This window comes from Blastococcus sp. SYSU DS0617 (assembly GCF_054051075.1).
The window spans coordinates 153852-171255 of sequence record NZ_JBJHAO010000009.1; the positions used below are offsets into that span (position 1 = coordinate 153852).

Annotated in this window: 13 protein-coding genes; 7 read left to right on the plus strand and 6 right to left on the minus strand. The window is 74.0% G+C overall.

Annotated features, from left to right (window positions below):
* Positions 1-11: 11 nt before the first annotated feature.
* On the minus strand, positions 12-845 hold the full coding sequence (gene wzm / locus ACI793_RS12250; RefSeq protein ID WP_456606643.1) for a galactan export ABC transporter permease subunit Wzm/RfbD: 834 nt from the start codon (positions 843-845) through the stop codon (positions 12-14).
* Positions 846-989: 144 nt separating this feature from the next.
* Here wzm and ACI793_RS12255 point away from each other — a divergent pair, with 144 nt between their 5' ends.
* Positions 990-4040 (plus strand): arabinosyltransferase domain-containing protein, encoded by a 3051-nt coding sequence (locus tag ACI793_RS12255; RefSeq protein ID WP_456606644.1) that lies wholly within the window; start codon positions 990-992, stop codon positions 4038-4040.
* Positions 4041-4068: 28 nt separating this feature from the next.
* Here the strand turns inward: ACI793_RS12255 and ACI793_RS12260 are convergent, their stop codons facing one another.
* Positions 4069-5973 (minus strand): arabinofuranosyltransferase, encoded by a 1905-nt coding sequence (locus ACI793_RS12260; RefSeq protein WP_456606645.1) that lies wholly within the window; start codon positions 5971-5973, stop codon positions 4069-4071.
* 408 nt (positions 5974-6381) lie between these two features.
* Between ACI793_RS12260 and ACI793_RS12265 the strand changes: the two genes are divergently transcribed.
* The 3 genes from ACI793_RS12265 (at position 6382) to ACI793_RS12275 (ending at position 9845) form a co-directional block, all read left to right on the plus strand.
* Positions 6382-7764 carry an LCP family protein gene (locus ACI793_RS12265; RefSeq protein ID WP_456606646.1) on the plus strand — a complete coding sequence of 461 codons (1383 nt, stop codon included), beginning with the start codon at positions 6382-6384 and terminating at the stop codon, positions 7762-7764.
* A 75-nt stretch (positions 7765-7839) separates the two neighbouring features.
* Positions 7840-9480, plus strand: coding sequence for a class I SAM-dependent methyltransferase (locus ACI793_RS12270; protein ID WP_456606647.1), 1641 nt, complete (start codon positions 7840-7842; stop codon positions 9478-9480).
* Positions 9459-9845, plus strand: coding sequence for a DUF6752 domain-containing protein (locus ACI793_RS12275; protein WP_456606648.1), 387 nt, complete (start codon positions 9459-9461; stop codon positions 9843-9845). Before ACI793_RS12270 ends, ACI793_RS12275 begins: the two co-directional genes overlap by 22 nt.
* Positions 9846-9918: 73 nt before the next feature.
* Here the strand turns inward: ACI793_RS12275 and ACI793_RS12280 are convergent, their stop codons facing one another.
* From ACI793_RS12280 to ACI793_RS12295, 4 genes are read right to left on the minus strand one after another with little or no spacing between them, the layout of a single operon-like run.
* Positions 9919-10674 carry a decaprenylphospho-beta-D-erythro-pentofuranosid-2-ulose 2-reductase gene (locus ACI793_RS12280; RefSeq protein ID WP_456606649.1) on the minus strand — a complete coding sequence of 252 codons (756 nt, stop codon included), beginning with the start codon at positions 10672-10674 and terminating at the stop codon, positions 9919-9921.
* Complete coding sequence (locus tag ACI793_RS12285) at positions 10671-12020, minus strand: FAD-binding protein (protein ID WP_456606650.1); 1350 nt, start codon at positions 12018-12020, stop codon at positions 10671-10673. Before ACI793_RS12285 ends, ACI793_RS12280 begins: the two co-directional genes overlap by 4 nt.
* Positions 12013-12999 (minus strand): decaprenyl-phosphate phosphoribosyltransferase, encoded by a 987-nt coding sequence (locus ACI793_RS12290; RefSeq protein WP_456606651.1) that lies wholly within the window; start codon positions 12997-12999, stop codon positions 12013-12015. Before ACI793_RS12290 ends, ACI793_RS12285 begins: the two co-directional genes overlap by 8 nt.
* On the minus strand, positions 12996-13532 hold the full coding sequence (locus ACI793_RS12295) for a phosphatase PAP2 family protein (RefSeq protein WP_456606652.1): 537 nt from the start codon (positions 13530-13532) through the stop codon (positions 12996-12998). Before ACI793_RS12295 ends, ACI793_RS12290 begins: the two co-directional genes overlap by 4 nt.
* 91 nt (positions 13533-13623) lie before the next feature.
* Between ACI793_RS12295 and ACI793_RS12300 the strand changes: the two genes are divergently transcribed.
* From ACI793_RS12300 to ACI793_RS12310, 3 genes are all read left to right on the plus strand, one after another.
* Positions 13624-14466: a TIGR03089 family protein gene (locus tag ACI793_RS12300; protein ID WP_456606653.1), complete on the plus strand. Its 843-nt coding sequence runs from the start codon at positions 13624-13626 to the stop codon at positions 14464-14466.
* Positions 14467-14658: 192 nt separating this feature from the next.
* Positions 14659-15249 carry a hypothetical protein gene (locus ACI793_RS12305; protein ID WP_456606654.1) on the plus strand — a complete coding sequence of 197 codons (591 nt, stop codon included), beginning with the start codon at positions 14659-14661 and terminating at the stop codon, positions 15247-15249.
* Positions 15249-17354 carry a hypothetical protein gene (locus ACI793_RS12310; RefSeq protein ID WP_456606655.1) on the plus strand — a complete coding sequence of 702 codons (2106 nt, stop codon included), beginning with the start codon at positions 15249-15251 and terminating at the stop codon, positions 17352-17354. Before ACI793_RS12305 ends, ACI793_RS12310 begins: the two co-directional genes overlap by 1 nt.
* The last annotated feature ends 50 nt before the right edge of the window (positions 17355-17404 follow it).

The following is a 17404-nucleotide window of genomic DNA, read 5'->3' on the forward strand; positions in this document are numbered from 1 at the left end:
CTGCGGGCGGCTCAGACCCAGTAGGGGACGCGCGTGCGGTAGCGGCGCATCGCCCACAGGGTCACCGCCCAGCCGACGAGCGTGATGCCCACGACGACGGCCCAGTGGTGCCAGACCGTCTCCTGCCCGAGCATCGGCCGCCGGATGATCTCGATGTAGTGCAGGACGGGGTTGATCTCGGCGATGCGCGCCCGTTCGGCGATGGCCGGGTTGGGGCTGTTGAGGAAGTCCTCGTAGATCCACACGATGGGCGTGAGGAAGAACGTCAGCTGGACGACGCTGCCGACGATGGGGTTGAGGTCGCGGAACCGGCTGCTGGCCATGCCGAAGAGCAGCGCGATCCATGCCCCGTTGACGGCGAGCAGGGCGAACGCGGGGAACGCCAGCAGGCTCGACCAGTCCAGCGGCTGCGGCCAGATCATCAGCATGACGGCGTAGACGATCAGGTTGTGCGCGAACAGCAGCGTCTGGCGCCACACCAGCCGGTAGACGTGCACCGAGATCGGGGCCGGCAGGTGCTTGATCAGCCCCTCGTTCTTGATGAAGACGTCGGCGCCCTCGAGGATGCAGCCGGAGATGAACGCCCAGACGATGAAGCCGACCAGGATGTAGGGCAGCTGCTCCTCGAGCGGGTTGCCGAACAGACCGGCGTAGAGGATGCCCAGCGCGACGGCGGTGACCGCCATGCTGATCGTGATCCAGATCGGGCCGAGGACCGAGCGCCGGTACCGCTGGCGGATGTCCTGCCAGCCCAGGTGGGCCCACAGCTCGCGGGAGCGCCAGCCGGCGACGAGGTCCTTCCTGGCACCCGCCCAGGCGGCGTTCGACGACGCGGTGACAGCCACGTTGGTCGAGGCTACCGTCCAGGGCGAGGCCCCCGGCGCACTCGGTGATGCCAGGGGCAGTCGGGGCTGGCGGTTCCGCAGGGACGCGCCGGCCGGCCGGCGGAGGCGCCCGGGGCGCACATCGCCCGCGACTACCCTCGCCGCATGTCCTCGGCCCGGCCGGCGCAGGGGCGGGCAGCGCACCTCCGTCTGCCCCTGATCCTGCTCGCGGCGCTCTCCCTGCTGTCCTCCGTCGCGTTCGTGCTCGCGCCGGTGGAGCGGCCGGAGGCCGTCTACGGCTGGCCGTCGGCCCCGGGGGACGCGACGGCGGTCGCGATCCCCCTGATGCTGGAGCGCCCCGTCGAGGTGCGCGCCGAGTGGGACTGCGCCGCGGCACGGGCGGCCGACGACGGCACCGTCCTGCTGTCCACCACTCCCCTGGACCGGCCTCCCGGCGACGCCGGACTCGCCGGGGGGCTGCGGGTCGCGGTCGACGGGGACGACCTGGTCGTGCGCTCCGGCGCCGACCTCGTCGCGCAGCCGATCCCCGGGTCCGGCGACTGCACGTGGGAGCTCACCTCCTCGGCGGAGGCGACGACGCTGCGCCTGGACGGCGAGGTCGTGGCCGACGAGTCGGGCGACCTGCGTCCGGCGGTCGCCGGTGTGTTCAGCGACGTCGCGGACCCCGCGGGGCTGTCGGTCGAGGTCACCGCCGACACGGTCTTCCAGACCTCCCCGACCCCGCTGAAGTACGTGCTCGGCGTGCTGGCCGTGCTCGCGCTGGCCGGCGCCGTCGTCCTCGTCGTCCGGCGGGAGCGGCGGACCGCCCCCGCCGGTACGGACCCACCGGCTCCCACGGGCCGCCCGGGTGCCGGCGTCGTGCGGCGGGGAGTCGACGCCGTCGTCGTGCTGGGCCTGGCGGTGTGGACGGTCATCGGGCCGATGACCGTGGACGACGGCTACATCGCCGGCATCATCCGCAGCCGGGACGAGAACGGCTTCGTCGGCAACGTGTACCGCTGGTTCAACGCCCCCGAGGCGCCGTTCGGCTGGCACTACGAGCTCCTGGACCTGTGGTCCGGGATCAGCCAGAGCACCCTCTGGCTGCGGGTGCCGTCGTCGCTGCTCGGGATCGCCACCTGGCTGCTGATCGCCCGGGGACTCCTGCCGCGGCTGGGGCGCTTCGCGGCGAACCGGTGGACCTACGCCATCGCCGCGGCCACCTTCGCCCTGTGGTGGCTGCCCACCAACCTGGGACTGCGACCGGAGCCGTGGGTGGCCGCCGGGCTGGCCGCGGTCATGGTCCTGGTCGAGCGCGGGGTGCGGCGCGGCCGGTCGGCCGAGCTGCTGCTCGGGCTGGTGGTGGCCGGGGCGACGCTCGCGGTCACCCCCACCGGCGCGGTCGCCTTCCTGCCCTTCCTGGCCGCGGCGGTGCCGATCCTCCGGCTCGCCCGCACCTCGCCCCTCGGACTGCCGGCCCTGACCGTCGCGGCCGCGGCGTCGGCCGCGACGGCCCTGCTGCTGGTGTTCGGCGACCAGAACCTGGCCGCCCTCGCCGAGGCCAACCGGATCCGCGGCGCCCTGCCCGGCGCAGTGCCGTGGTCGGACGAGCCCGAGCGCTGGTACCTGCTGCTGTCCAACGGCGACCTGCAGGGATCCCTCGGCCGGCGGGTCCCGGTGCTGCTGGCCGTGCTCGCGGCCCTCGGCGTCCTGTGGCAGCGGGTCTCGGCGCGCTGGCCGCACACCGCGGACAGCTCCGTGGCCGGGCGGCTCGCCGCCACGTTCGGCCTCTCCCTGCTGGTCCTCCTGGCGACGCCGACGAAGTGGACGATGCACTTCAGCGCGCTGGTCCCGGTCGGCACCGCCCTCGTCGTGGTGGCGGTGCACCTGTTCGGCCCTCGGCTGCGCGCCGGCTCGGCCGGCGGGCGGATACCCACCGCCGCCCTCACCCGGACCGCGGTGCCCCTCGCGCTCGTGCTGCTCGTCGGCGCGCAGTCGTGGGCCGGGCTGAACCGGTACGCCTACCTGTCCGACCTCGGCGTGCCGTGGAACGACACCCCGCCCGAGGTGCTCGGCCTGAGCATCTCCTCGATGTTCCTCATCCTGGCCGTGCTGGTCAGCGCGGGGACGGCCGCGGCCGTGATCTGGGCGCGGGCGCGCGACGTCGAGGACGTGCGCGTACCGCTGGCCCGGTACCTGCCGTCCCCCGGCCTCGTGGCGGTGGGACTGATCGTGCTCACCGTCGCGCTGCAGCTGGGCAGCTTCGTCCAGTCGACCCGTACGCGGCAGGACACCTACACGCTGGCGTCCGACGCGGCCGCCACCCTCGGCGGCGAACCGTGCGGGCTGGCCGAGGAGCTGCAGGTCGAGCCCGACCCGGCCGCGGGCCTGCTCCCCCCGGCGACCGTGGCCGGCAGCGGCGGCGAACCGGTGCTCGACGGGTTCGCCGCGGTGGCCGACGGCCGGAACCCGGCCGGGCCGGACCTCACGATGGCCGGAGTCGCCCTGCCGGGCTGGGCCGCCACCCGGGACACCGACGAGCCGGCCCGGCTGGTCACCGGGTGGTTCGAGCTCCCGGACGCACTCCGGGAGGAGCGCCGGCCGCTGGTCGTGACCACCAGCGGGCACCGCCGGGCGGGCACGAGCGTGGTGGCCGAGTACGGCCGCGCCCGCGGCGGTGACGTGGAGGTCCTCGGCAGCGTCCGGGTGCCCGACATCGGTGGCGCCCCGGCCGCGCGCGACGGCCGGCTGGACCCGGGTGCGGTGCCACCGGAGGCGGAGCTGGTCCGGCTCGTCGCCCAGGACGGTGCCGTCGAGGGCGACCTCCCGCTGGCGGTGTCGGTCCCGAGGGTGCCGGTGACGCTCCCGTTCCAGGACGTCGTCGACCCCGACTCCCCCGCACTGGTCGACTGGCCGGTCGCCTTCGTCTTCCCCTGCCAGTCGCTGGCCGTGCAGCGCGACGGCCTCACCGACGTGCCGGACTGGCGGATCTCCCCCGCCGCCCCCGACGAGGCCGGGGACATCGTCGTCCAGGAGGACCTCGGCGGCCCCTACGCGCCGGCCCGCTCCCTCGTGGACCAGGAGCAGGTGCCGGTCTACCTGACCGGACGGCCACTCGAGCGCCCCGTCTCCCTCTACGCGTGGGAGCCCCGGACCGAGCTGGCGGAACCCGTGCGCCGCATCACGACCGAGACGGTCGCCGGCTGGGTGGGCTGACCGCCGGCGCCGGCGGATCCAGCCGGGTTCAGGCCCGGCGGACGGCGACGAGGTACTCCCCGACGACCTCCGAGTCGAACTCCGGTCCGTCGAAGAGCTCGGCGGGGAACACGACGTCGTAGAACTCGACGTTGGGGGCGGCCGGGAAGGTGTCCCGGCTCATCCGCAGGTGCAGGCCGTCGTCCTCGATCCGGAACACGAAGGCGGTGGGCGGCGCCCACGGGGCGTCGTCGAGCCGGGCGAGCAGCTCCGCCGTGCTGCCGCTGCGGGCCAGCTCAGCCACGAACTCCGCCCGCTCCTCGTAGTCGGCCAGCGGATTGGCGTAGTGCCGGGTGATCTGCTGGAAACCGCGGTAGGGGTGGAAGGACAGCAGCGAGTAGTTCGTGGTCAGCACCACCGTGTCGCGCGGCCGCCCGCCGGTCTGCCGGCCGATCGCGGCGGCGAGCGCGTCGCTCCAGCCCTCCTCCCGCTCCCGGTCGGCCTCTCCCCGCGCGTCCGCCCCGCTCGGGTAGGGCGTCGTCCAGGCCGCCTCCACCCGCTCGTCGAGGTCCCCGATGCGGTCGGTGAGCACCTGGGTGGCGGCCAGCGCGGTGAGCAGACCGCCGGCGACGGCCACCCGGCGGGCCGGCCATCTCCGGCGCGCGGCCTGCCCGGCGGCCGAGGGAGCCAGCTCGGCGAGGACCAGGACCCCGGCGGTGGCCAGGCCGAGCACCAGCACGCTCTCCATGCGGAAGGCCAGCAGCGTCGTCCCCCCGGCGAGCGCGAGAGTGCTGGCGGCGTACCAGGCGTACGCGCACGCCACCGTGACCCCCAGCGCGGCGAGGACGTCGGGGCGCCGTCCCCAGGACGCGCAGACCCGGGCCACCAGCCCGAGCACGCCCAGCGTGAGCAGCAGCCGCCACGGGTCGGCGCCCAGGACATCGGGCAGCCGCGCGGAGTCCGCGGGCAGGAAGCGGGCGGCGGCGTTGGGCCCGACGCCGGAGCGGAGGGCCTCCAGCAGGAAGGGCGCCCAGGCGGGCAGGGCCACCACCAGTCCGATCGCCGCCACGATGCCGGCGTCCCGCAGCGCCCGGCGGCCCACGGCCCCCCGGTCCTCCCGGGCGGCCGCGACCGCGAGAACCGCGAGGACGACGACCAGCAGCGCGGCGAAGAAGCCGTACAGCGTGTACGAGCTGCCGGCCGCCCCGACGAACACCCCGACCGCCAGCAGCCGACCGGTCGCCGCCCGGGGCTCGCCCACGACCTGGGCGAACGCCACGGCGGCGGCCGGGAGCAGTGCGGCGGCCGGCCACGAGTACGGCTCGGTCGCCGACAGCCCCACCCCGGCCACCAGCGTGACCGCCCCGATCGCCACCGCGGTCCGCCCGCCGACCAGCCGCGACCAGACGCACCACACCACGACCGGCATCAGCGCCACCGTGGCGACGGCGATCGGCTTGTAGGCGACCCACGGCTCCACCCCGGCTGCCGCGGCGACCCGTCCGGCCGGCCAGAACCAGCCGGCCGGGTAGAAGGGCGGGAGGTCGGCGTAGTTCATGTCGCTCAGCGCCGGGCTGTCGGTCAGCCGGGTGAGGTACTGCACGCGGAACTGCTGGTCGCTGACCAGCCCGCCGAAGTAGTACGCCGTCCCGTGCAGGGGCAGGGCGAGGACGGCCGTCGCCGTCCCCGTCAGGCCGGCCGCGACGAGTACCGAGCGCACCCAGGACGGCAGCCGCCCGGACAGCGCCCCGGCCAGGACGACGGCGCTGCCGAGCACGACCGCCCACGTGGTCGCCGCCACCGGGACGTTCGAGCTCGCCGGCAGGTCCGTGGCCGCGATCGCCGCCTGGACCGCGCCGGTCACCGCCACCGCGACCACCGCCAGCAGCGGCACGTGCCGCCAGGGCACCACGAGCGCCCGGCCGTCGTCCCCGCCCGACGCTGCGCGTGCCACCCGGTCTCCCCCACGACGCTCCGGCACCGGCCGGACCGGCGGGCTCACCCATTGCTGGCGCGCCCGATCCTCCCACCCCGGATGTGACCACTGCGACCAACGAGGGCTCCCGTGACCAGGTGGGCGGAACCTGCCCGCTGGGGCGACGACTCCTGTGTCGGACGACCGATCGGTGCGCCTGCCCGATCTACCATCCCCCGTACCGACGAGCAGCCGCCAGCAGTGAGGAACTCCGTGAGCCGAGACCGGAACGAGCCCGACGACCGTCACGGTCGTCCGCTCCCGCCGAGCCTCGACCCGCGCGCCGGCCGGCCGCCCCGCCGTAGCGCCGATCGCGACCCCTCGCGCGCCGAGACCTCCGGGCGGACGGGTGCCGGCGCCCGTCGCGCCGCCGTCGGCGCACGCGCGGTGGCCACCGTGCTGTCACTCGTCCTGCTGGTCGCCAGCGGCTGGGGCTGGTACCTCGGTCAGGTCGCGGACGCCGCGGTCAACCGCACCGACGCCATCCCGAGCAACGGCAACGACGGCAGGGGCGGCTCGGCGATGAACCTCCTGCTGGTCGGCAACGACAGCCGCACCACCCTGTCCGACGAGCTCAAGTCCGAGCTGCACACCGGCGGCGACCAGGGCTTCAACACCGACACGATGATCCTGGTCCACGTGCCGGCCGACGGGTCCCGCGCCTCGTTCGTCTCCTTCCCCCGCGACTCCTACGTGGAGATCCCCGGCTACGGGAAGGACAAGCTCAACGCGGCCTACGCCTACGGCCGGCAGAACGCCCCCGACGACGCCTCGGAGGAGGAGAAGTCGGGCCAGGGCGCGCAGCTGCTGGTGCAGACCATCAGCGGCCTGACCGGCCTGCGGATCGACCACTACGCCGAGGTCGACCTGCTCGGCTTCTTCAACCTCACCGAGGTCGTGGGCGGCGTCGAGGTCAACCTGTGCGCGCCGGTCGACGACCGCAAGTACTCCGGCGCCGTCTTCCCGGCCGGGCCACAGGTCATCTCGGGCGCCGACGCCGTCAAGTTCGTCCGCCAGCGCCACGGGCTCCCCCGCGTCGACCTCGACCGCATCGTGCGCCAGCAGGTGTTCATCGGCGGGGTGCTCCGCAAGATGCTCTCCGAGGACGTCATGCTGGACCTCGGCCGGCAGCGCGAGCTCGCCGAGGCCGCCTCCAAGGCGCTCACCGTCGACCGGGACCTCGAGCTGCTCGAGCTCGCCCAGCAGATGCAGTCGGTCACCGCCGGCAGCATCAAGTTCCAGACCATCCCCATCGTCACCCCCGACGGGCGCGACGAGCAGGGCCGCTCGATCGTCCAGCTCGAGGACGAGGAGACCCTGCACGCCTTCTTCGCCGACCTCTCGGCGGAGCCGGCGAAGCCCGCGACGACGCCCGCCCCGACCAGCGAGGCTCCTCCCGCGCCGGAGCCGTCGGAGGTCACCGTGGAGGTCTTCAACGGCTCGGGCACCCCCGGGCTGGCGGGCACCGCCGCCGACTCGCTCACCGGGGCCGGGTACGTCGTCGGCAGCACCGGCAACGCCGACTCGATGGACTACACCCGGACCGAGATCCGCTACGCCGCCGCCAGCAAGGCGCTGGCGACGAAGCTGGCGACCGCGGTCCCGGGCGCGAAGCTCACCGCCGACGAGGACGTGCCGGCCGGCACCACCCACCTGGTGATCGGCTCGGACTTCAACGGCATCGGCCAGGCGGTGACCGCCCAGCCGGCCGCCGAGAAGCCGGAGGCCGCCCCGGCCCGGACCGCCGCCGACTCCTCCTGCATCAACTGACGGCGGGGGGTCGCCGCCCGTTCGCCGGCTGTTAACCTCGGCGGACCTTTTCCGGCGTCGATGGTTGCGGTCCCCGTGCGCGGGCGCTCACCCCACAGAGGAGACAGGCCCCTGCTGTCCCACCTGGTCCTGGACGACGACGGTCTCTCCTTCCGCGCCTCGCGCCAGGACGAGGACCGCGTCGTCGACCTGCTGCTCGGCGGTCGGCGGATCTGGTCGTTCCGCGTCTCGGCCACCGACCCCGAACCCGCGGCGGACCCGCCTCGCCGCCGGCTGCCGTGGCCGCGGCCGCTGCGGCCGTACCTGACCGGGACCGGCACCATCGGCCTGCGCCCGGTCGACGGCGGACCCGACGTGCTGACCGCCGACGCGCGGTTCGGCGACAGCGACCAGCCGCTCCGGTTCGACGACCGCCACGGCATCGGGCTGGTCATCAACAAGTTCGGGCGGATCGGCCACGCGCTGGCCGACTACGACCCCGGCATGGTGCAGCGCCTGCTGGACAACCTCGACCGGATCCGGGCCGCGCTCGCCGAGCACCGGCCCGACCTGCCCGTCTACGTCATGAGCGGCACCCTGCTCGGCCCCTACCGGGACGGCCGGATCATGCCGCACGACGACGACGCCGACCTCGGGTACCTGAGCCCGCACAGCCACCCGGCGGACGTGGTCCGGGAAGCCTTCCAGCTGGGTCGCATCCTGCGCGCCGCCGGGTTCGAGGCGATCCGCGCCTCGGCCGGCCACGTGCAGGTCCACTTCAGCCACGAGGGCCGGCCCGACGCCTACGTCGACCTGTTCACCGGGTTCATCGACGAGCAGGGCTGGTGGCAGCACACCTTCGCGATCCGGCTGCAGGCGCGACGCGACCAGGTCGTCCCGACGATCACGATCGACGTGGAGGGCCGCCCCGAGCCCGCGCCCCGGGACCCGGAGCTCATGCTCGAGGCCAACTACGGCCCGGGCTGGAAGGTGCCCGACCCCTCGTACCGGTTCGACATCCCCCGCTCCGTGCAGGACCGGTTCTGGGGCTGGTTCTCCGACTACGGCATGGACCGGACCATGTGGGAGGACTTCTACCGCTACGACATCGAGGGCGCCCGCGTGCCGCTCGGCAGCGCACCGTCGGACTACGCCCGGTGGCTGGCCGCCCGGATACCCGCCGGCGCCCGGGTGCTGGAGCTCGGCACCGGGCGCGGTCACGACGCGCTGTGGCTGGCCCGGCAGGGGTTCGACGTGGAGGCGCTGGACTACGTGCGCTGGCCGATGCGCGCGGCCGCCGAGGCGGCCGAGGAGCAGGGTGCGGGCGCCCGGTTCCGGGTGCTCAACCTCTACGACCTGCGCCGGGTGATCGCACTGGGGGCCGAGATGGGCGCCCGCCGGGAACCGCTGGTCGTCTACGCCCGGGGGCTGCTGGGCAACTACTGGGACATCGGGCGCCCGATCCTGCTGCGCGGGCTGTCGATGCTGCTGCGCAGCGGCGGGCAGGCGCACCTGGACGTGCCCCGCTCCAGCCTGCTGCCGCAGCCGGGCACCGGCGTCCCGATGCACCGGGCGGTGCCGGTGGACACCCTGCGCGCGGAGATGGCTCCCTACGGGCTGCGGATCGACGAGCTGCACGACGCCGACGAGGTGGTCGAGCACACGCCCTGGGAGACGGGCACCGACCCGCTCCCGACGACGAGGATGGTGGTGACATGGCAGCGACCGGTGCGGTGAAGCGGCTGGTGCGGGCGCCGGCGAAGGCGTTCCGGAAGGCCCTCTTCCCGGACTACGAGGTGGTGCTGCGCGACATCCGGCTGGCCTTCGAGTCCCTCGAGGCCGCGCACCGGGGCATCGCCGACCTGCAGGTGGAGAACGCCGCGCTGCGGTCCCGCCTGGACGAGGCGCACCTGCGGCTGGACGAGGCCCACGGACGTCTGGACGAGGCGCTGCCCCGGCTGGCCGAGGGCCTGCTGGAGGAGCGGCGGCTGAACCTGCGCATCGCCGAGCTGACCGACCTCGTGACCGAGATCGTGCTGCCCCTGCACGACCGCGACATCGACCCGCAGCAGCTGCAGCGGCTGGCGCCCGACACGCTCTGAGGCATCCCCGACGGGCGGCCGCCCCTTCAGGGACCCGCGCCGAGCGTGCGAGGTGTGGGGGGAAAGGGGTCTCCTAGAAGGGCAGCCGGCGGAAGACCGCGCGCGGCGTGTGCCGCAGCCCGCTCATGACCCAGCGCATCGCGCCGGGGACCCACACGGTGTGCCGGCCCTTGCGGACGCCGGTGACGATCGCCTCGGCCACCGCCTCGGGCGTGGTCGACAGCGGCGCCTCCGCCATCCCCTCGGTCATCTTCGACCGCACGAACCCCGGCCGGACGACGAGCACGGAGACCCCGGTGCCCACGAGCGAGTCGGCCAGGCCCGAGTAGAACGCGTCGACGCCGGCCTTCGTGGAGCCGTAGACGTAGTTGGACCGCCGGGCCCGTTCGCCGGCCACCGAGGACAGCACGACGATCGCCCCGTGCCCCTGGCTCCGCATCCGGTTGGCCAGGACCGTGCCGACGACGACCGGGGCCACGTAGTTGACCCGGCCGAGCGCACCGGCCGCGTCCGGGTCGGTGGCGAGCTGCTCCTGGTCGCCGAGCTGGCCGAAGGCGACCACCGCGACGTCGATGTCGCCACCGGCCGCGGCGGACTCGACCATGCGCCCGGGCGAGTCCGCGTCGTCGGCGTCGAAGTCGACGACGTCGACCTCCGCGCCGGCGGCGCGCAGCTCCTCGGCGACGGCGGCCCGGCGCGGGGTGTCCCGGGCCGCGACGACGACGCGCAGCGGCCGCTCGTCCAGGTACCGGCGGGCCGTGGCCACGGCGATGTCGGAGGTGCCGCCGACGAGCAGCAGCGAGCCCGGGGATCCGAGGGCGTCGATCACAGCGAGAGCCTCCTGGCCAGGTCGGACGTGAACACGCCGTCGGGGTCCACCCGCTTGCGCACGGCGCGGAACTCCTCCAGCCGGGGGTACATCCGCGCGAAGGTCTCCGGGCGCACCCGGGAGTCCTTGGCCAGGTAGGTCCGCCCCTCGGCGGCGACGACCACCTCGTCCAGGGAGTCGAGCAGGCCGGCCAGCCCCTTCATCACGGGGATGTCCAGCGCCAGCGTCCAGCCCGGCGACGGGTAGGACAGCATGCCGGGATTGCCGGGGCCGAACCGCTTGAGGACGGCGAGGAAGGACGCTGTCCCGAACGAGCTGAGCCGGTCCAGCACCTCGCGCATGGCCTCCTCCTGCCCGAAGGGCACGGTGACCTGGTACTGGACGAACCCGCGCGGTCCGTAGATGCGGTTCCAGCCACCGACGGCGTCGAGCGGGTGGAAGAAGGTCGGGATGCTCTGCAGCTGGTCGCGCTTGCGCTTCGGCGACTTCCGGTACCAGAGCTCGTTGAACGCCGCGACCGTGGCCAGGTTGAGCAGGCCGGGCGGGAAGACGTCGGGGACCGACACCTTGATCGACCCGTGGTACTTCAGCGGGTCGGCCCGGCGCTTGGCGGGCAGCTCGTCGAGCGTCGCGAAGCGCCCGCGGGTGACCACCGAACGCCCCATGCGCCTGCCCTTGGCGAGGGTGTCGATCCAGGCGACCGAGTACTCGTAGAGGTGGTCGGTCTCGCTCAGCAGCGTCATGAGCGAGTCGAGGTCGGGCGTGCGGTCGGTGTCGACCAGGCAGCGGGAGGTCTCGATCCGCTTCATCTGCACCTGCGCGCGCAGGATGACCCCGGTCAGGCCCATGCCGCCGGCGGTGGCCCAGAACAGGTCGGGGTCCTCCTCGGGGCTGACCCGGCGGACCTGACCGTCGGCGGTGAGCAGGTCCAGCCAGCGGACGTGCTGGGAGAAGCTGCCGGCGACGTGGTGGTTCTTGCCGTGGATGTCCGCGCCGATCGCCCCGCCGACGGTGACCAGGCGGGTGCCGGGCGTGACGGGCACGAAGAAGCCCTGCGGGACGAAGCGGTTCATCAGCTCGTCCAGCGAGATGCCGGCCTCCACGTCGACCAGACCGGTCTCCGGGTCGAAGGACAGCACGCGGGAGGCCGCGGTCATGTCGAGCACGTGGCCACCGGCGTTCTGCGCCGCGTCGCCGTAGCTGCGGGCCAGCCCGCGGGCCACGACACCACGACCGCCGGCCGCGGCGAGCACCGCGCGCACCTCGGCGTCGTCGTGGACGGGGGTGAGCACGGCCGGCGTGGGGGCCGTGCGCCCCCAGCCGTTCAGCAGGGTCTGGTCAGACATCGAAGACTCCCAACGCCATGGTGACCACCCACAGCACACCGAGGCAGAGCAGGACGCGGTCGTGCAGGACGATCTCCTCGGGTGCGCCGGCGGAGCCCTTGTCGACGTCCACGGCGTACCTGAGGATGGCCATGACGAACGGGGCGATGGAGATGGTCGACCACGGGATGCCGTCCTGCGTCTCCCCCATCTCGAAGGCCCAGAGGCTGTAGGCGGTGACCGCCACACCGGCCGAGAGGCTCCACACGAACCGCAGGTAGCTGGCGGAGTACTCCTTGAGCGTCTTGCGCGTCGCGGCGGCGTCGCCGACCAGGACGAGCTCGGAGTAGCGCTTGCCGGCGACCATGAACAGCGAGCCGAACGCGGCCACGAGCAGAAACCACTGCGAGAGCATCAGCCCGGCCGCCACACCCCCGGCGATCCCACGGAGCAGGAAGCCCGAGGCGACGACGGCGAGGTCGATCACCGGCTGGTTCTTGAGGAACACGCAGTAGGCCAGCTGGATGACCACGTAGCTGGCCAGCACCCACGCCAGCTCGGGCCGGGTGAGCAGCACGGCGGCCACCAGCGCGACGGTGAACAGCACGGCGGCCAGGGCGAGGGCCAGCCAGCGCGGCACGATGCCGGCGGCGATCGGCCGGAACCGCTTGCGCGGGTGCCGGCGGTCCTCCTCCACGTCGATGGTGTCGTTGACGAGGTAGACGGCGGAGGCGGCGAGGCAGAAGAGCACGAACGCGGCGGCGGTCGGCCGCATGACGTCGGCGTTGAAGATCTCCCCCGCGGCCAGCGGGGCGGCCAGCACCAGCACGTTCTTGACCCACTGGCGGGGCCGCAGTGCCCGCACCAGGCCCCAGGCGAAGCTGCCCCGGAAGCCGGGGAGGCGGGGGGGCGGCTCCGGAGCGGACGAGGACTCGCCGTGGCCCGGTGCCGTCGTGGCCTCCGGTGCCAGCGCGGGGCTCGACTGGGGATGCACGGTCACGCCTTCCTGCCTGGGTCTCGGGTCATGCGGCGCCGCACGGCCGTGGCCACGCCCGCGCCGAGCACGGCGCCGGACACCACGTCCGAGGGGTAGTGGACCCCCAAGAGCACCCGGGAGACCAGCATCGCGCCGGTCGCCACCACCATGGGGGGACGGCCGACCAAGGGGCCGAATCCGACGGCCGCCGCGGCCGTCGAGCAGCTGTGCGCGCTCGGGAAGGACAGCCGGCTCGGCGTCCCCACCAGCGCCGGGACGTCCTCCAGGGCGGGCCGCACGCGGCGCACCACGCGCTTGACCGCCACACCGGCCGCGTGCGCGGCGACGACGCCGGCGATCCCGGCCGCCCACTCCTCGCGCCGGCGGCCCGAGGCCCAGCCGGCCGCGCCGAGGGCCAGCCAGCCGAGCGCGTGCTCCCCGAAGTGCGACATGCCCCGGGCGACGGGGACGGCCGGGGTGCCCCCGAGCGCGCGGCGCGTGGAGCGGAGCACCGCGTGGTCGATCCGGATCAGGGCAGCGCTCGGTGCGGCGGTCATCGAGTGACGACTGTAGACGCGCGGCCCCGCCGTCGCCCGGAGCACGCGGGGCGGACCGATCCGTCGCAACTCTCCCTGCCACTCTTGTCCCGTGTCCACCACCCGACCCATCCCGCCCGGCGCCGGGCGGCCGGAGGCGGCCCTGCCGGGCGACCTGCTCGCCGCCGTCGCCCGCCGCAACGCCGCCGCCCCGCTGCTCACCTCCTACGACGACGCGACCGGCGACCGCGTGGAGCTGTCCGCCGCCACCCTCGCCAACTGGGTGGCCAAGACCGCGAACCTGCTCCAGGACGAGTTCGACATCGGGCCGGGCAGCACCGTGGCCGTGGCGCTGCCCGTCCACTGGCAGACCGCGGCGGTGCTGCTGGCGGCGTGGAGCTGCGGAGCGGCGGTCCTGGACACCGCCGCGGAGGACGACGACCGCCTCGCCGACGCCGACGTGGTCCTCGCGGACCGGGGCAGGCTGCCTGCGCTGGAGGAAGCGCTGGCGACGGGCGGACCGGAGCTGCTCGGGCTGTCCCTGCACCCCCTGGGCCTGGGCATGACCGGCTATGCGGGAGCAGCCCGCGACTTCGCCCTGGAGGTCCGCGCCCAGGGCGACTTCTTCTCCCCCTGGCAGTCGCCGGACCCCTCGACACCCGGCCTGGTGACCGGCGGGCTGACGCTGGACCTCGGCGGCCTGGTCGCCGCCGCCGGCGAGCTCGCCACCCGGCTGGACATCCGGCCCGACGACCGCGTGCTCGTCGACGCCGCGACCGCGGCCGAGGCCGGGCCGGTGGTCTGGCTGCTCGCCCCCCTGGCCGCCGGCGCCTCGACGGTGCTGGTCAGCTCCCCGGCGCCGGAGGAACTGCCGCGACGGGCGGACACCGAGCGCGTGACGGCCACCCTGGGCGTCCGGATCGAGGGGATCCGCCTGCTGGGCGCCCCGGCCTGAGCACCGCGGAGGAGGTGGCGTCGTTCGCGACGCGCCGTGATCGGGCGGTTACTGGACGCGGGCGGGCGGTTCTTGGTCTCCTGCATCCGCGCTCCACCTGTTCCGACCCGCTGCTCAGCCGCCATCGGATGCGACGGCTCAGCCGTCCTCCGTCTTCCGGTGCGCTGCGCTCCACACCACTGAGGTGTCGCTGTGCCTTCCCGCTCACGCCCGTCCGGCCGCCGCCGCACACTCGTGTTCCTCCTGTTCGCGGTCGCCGTCGCCGTCGCGGCCGGCTTCTGGCTGACGACCCGCGCGGACGACGACCGCGACACGACCGCGGGGAACGCCTCGCCCACGGCAGCAGCCACGACCTCGCCACCCGTCACGGACAGCGAGGAACTGGCCAGCCTGGGCCCGGATCGCACCGGCGGGGCCCCCGTGCCGACCGAGCCGGCGACCGAGGTCGCCACCGACTCGCCGGTGCCGACGCAGGACAGCAGCGCCGAGGTGACCCCCCAGCTCACCTACTACGGCTGGAGCGCCGACCTGAAGGCGGTCGAGGCCGGCGGGATCGTCCTGGGCCTCGTCGAGTCCGGCGGCACCTGCACGCTGACCCTGAGCCAGGGCGGGACCGCGGTCGAGGTCACGGCGACGGCCGTCGACAACGTGACCTCCACCTCGTGCCCGGCGATGACGGTCCCCGGAGCGCGACTGGCGCCGGGCACCTGGCAGGCCACCCTGTCCTACGAGTCCGGGACGTCGCAGGGCGTCGCGGACGCAGTGGCGGTCGAGGTCCCGTGATGCGCCCCGTCCTGCGCGTCCTCGCCGTCCTCACCGTCGTCGCCGCGTCGCTGCTGAGCCCGGTCGCGACCAGCACCCCGGCCCAGCAGGCGGACGCGGCCGACACCCGGCTGTTCGACCCGGGCAACATCATCTCCGACGCCGTCTTCTTCGACGGGCGGGCGATGACCGCCGCCGAGATCCAGAGCTTCCTCATCAGCAAGAGCCCCAGCTCCTGCCCGGACCCGGCGCTGGACACCAGCCCGTGCCTCGAGGACTTCCGGATGGACACGGCCGCGAAGCCCGCGGACAGCCTGTGCGCCGGCTACCAGGGGGCGGCGCGGGAGAGCGCCGCGCAGATCATCGCCAAGGTCGCGGTCTCCTGCCGGGTCAGCCCCCGGGTCATCCTGGTGCTGCTCCAGAAGGAGATGGGCTTCATCACCAGCAGCAACCCGACGGCCAAGATGTACGACCGGGCAGCCGGCTACTACTGCCCGGACATCGGGACCGGGTGGTGCCACCCCGACTACGCGGGGCTGCAGAAGCAGCTGTACAACGCGGCCAGGCAGTACCAGCGGTACGCCGCCAGCCCGACGAAGTACAGCTACCGGGCGGGGTACACCAACACCATCCAGTGGAGCGTCCCGATCTCGTGCGGGACGTCCAAGGTCTTCATCGACAACCAGGCGACCGCGGGGCTCTACAACTACACCCCCTATCGGCCCAACCAGGCAGCCCTCAATGCCGGCTACGGCACCGGGGACAAGTGCTCGGCCTACGGCAACCGCAACTTCTGGCTGTACTTCACCGACTGGTTCGGCTCCACCCAGTCCTCCGGTGGCGGCGCCATCGCCGCGCGGGCCGCGCAGCCAGATGCGGCGATGCTCGGCAGGGCGACGTCCGGGATCATCTGCGGCCTGCCCGACCGCGGCTGCTTCCGCGCCCACGAGGCCGGGGCCATCTACTGGTCGCCGGCCACCGGCGCACGCCTGATGTGGGGTGGCATCCACGAGAAGTGGGCGGCGATGGGCTGGGAGAAGAGCCGGCTGGGGTACCCGACCACCGAGCAGGTGTGCGGGCTGCCCGGGGGCGGGTGCTTCCAGGAGTACGAGGGCGGGGCCATCTACTGGTCGCCGGCCGGGGGCGCCCAGCCGGTGGTCGGGGCGATCCGGACGAAGTGGAACAGCACCGGGTGGGAGGCCGGACCCCTCGGGTACCCGATCTCCGGCGAGTGGTGCGGTCTGTCCGGCCGCGGCTGCGTGCAGAAGTTCGAGGGCGGCAACATCTACTGGTCCTCGGCCAGCGGCGCCCACCCGATGGTGAACGGCGCCGTGTTCGACACCTGGCGGGCGCGCGGCGCCGACAAGGGCACCCTCGGGTACCCCACCGGTGACCTGGCGTGCGGCCTCCCGGACAGCGGATGCATGCAGTCGTTCCAGAAGGGCGCCGTCTACACCTCGGCGTCGCAGCCCACCCGGGTCGTCGTCGGAGCCGTGGCGACGAAGTACGCCGCGACGAAGGCCCATGCCGGCGCGCTGGGGTACCCCACGACCAGCACGGTGTGCGGACTCCGCGACAGCGGGTGCTTCCAGTACTTCGAGCGCGGCTCCATCTACAGCTCCGCGGGCGGGGGCACGCGGACGGTCCTCGAGGGCGCCATCCAGAGGACATGGGCGGCCTACCGCTGGGAGAGCGGCCCGCTCGGCTACCCGGCCACCGATCAGCGGTGCCAGCACTGGGGCTGCTCCCAGCAGTTCACCGGCGGCGCCGTCTACCTCACCAAGGACGGCACGAAGGTCGTCTGGGGGGCGATCTACGCGGCGTGGACCAACGAGCGCCAGGAGAGCGGCCCGCTGGGCCTTCCGGTCCGCGGTGAGATCTGCGGCCTGGTCAAGCGCGGGTGCTTCCAGGAGTTCCAGAGGGGCAGCATGTACTGGTCGCCCACCACGGGCGCCCACCGGGTGAACGGCAAGATCCTGACGGCCTGGGGCAAGCAGGGCTTCGAGAGGGGCTCGCTGGGCTACCCGACGTCGGCTCCCGTGGTCTCCTCCAAGGGGATCACCCAGCGGTTCCAGGGCGGAACGCTCGTGCAGGCCAGCGGCACCGGCACGGTCACCCGGAAGTAGCGCGGTCACCGCCGCGAGCGGCCGGAGGGGACGAACCCCTCCGGCCGCTC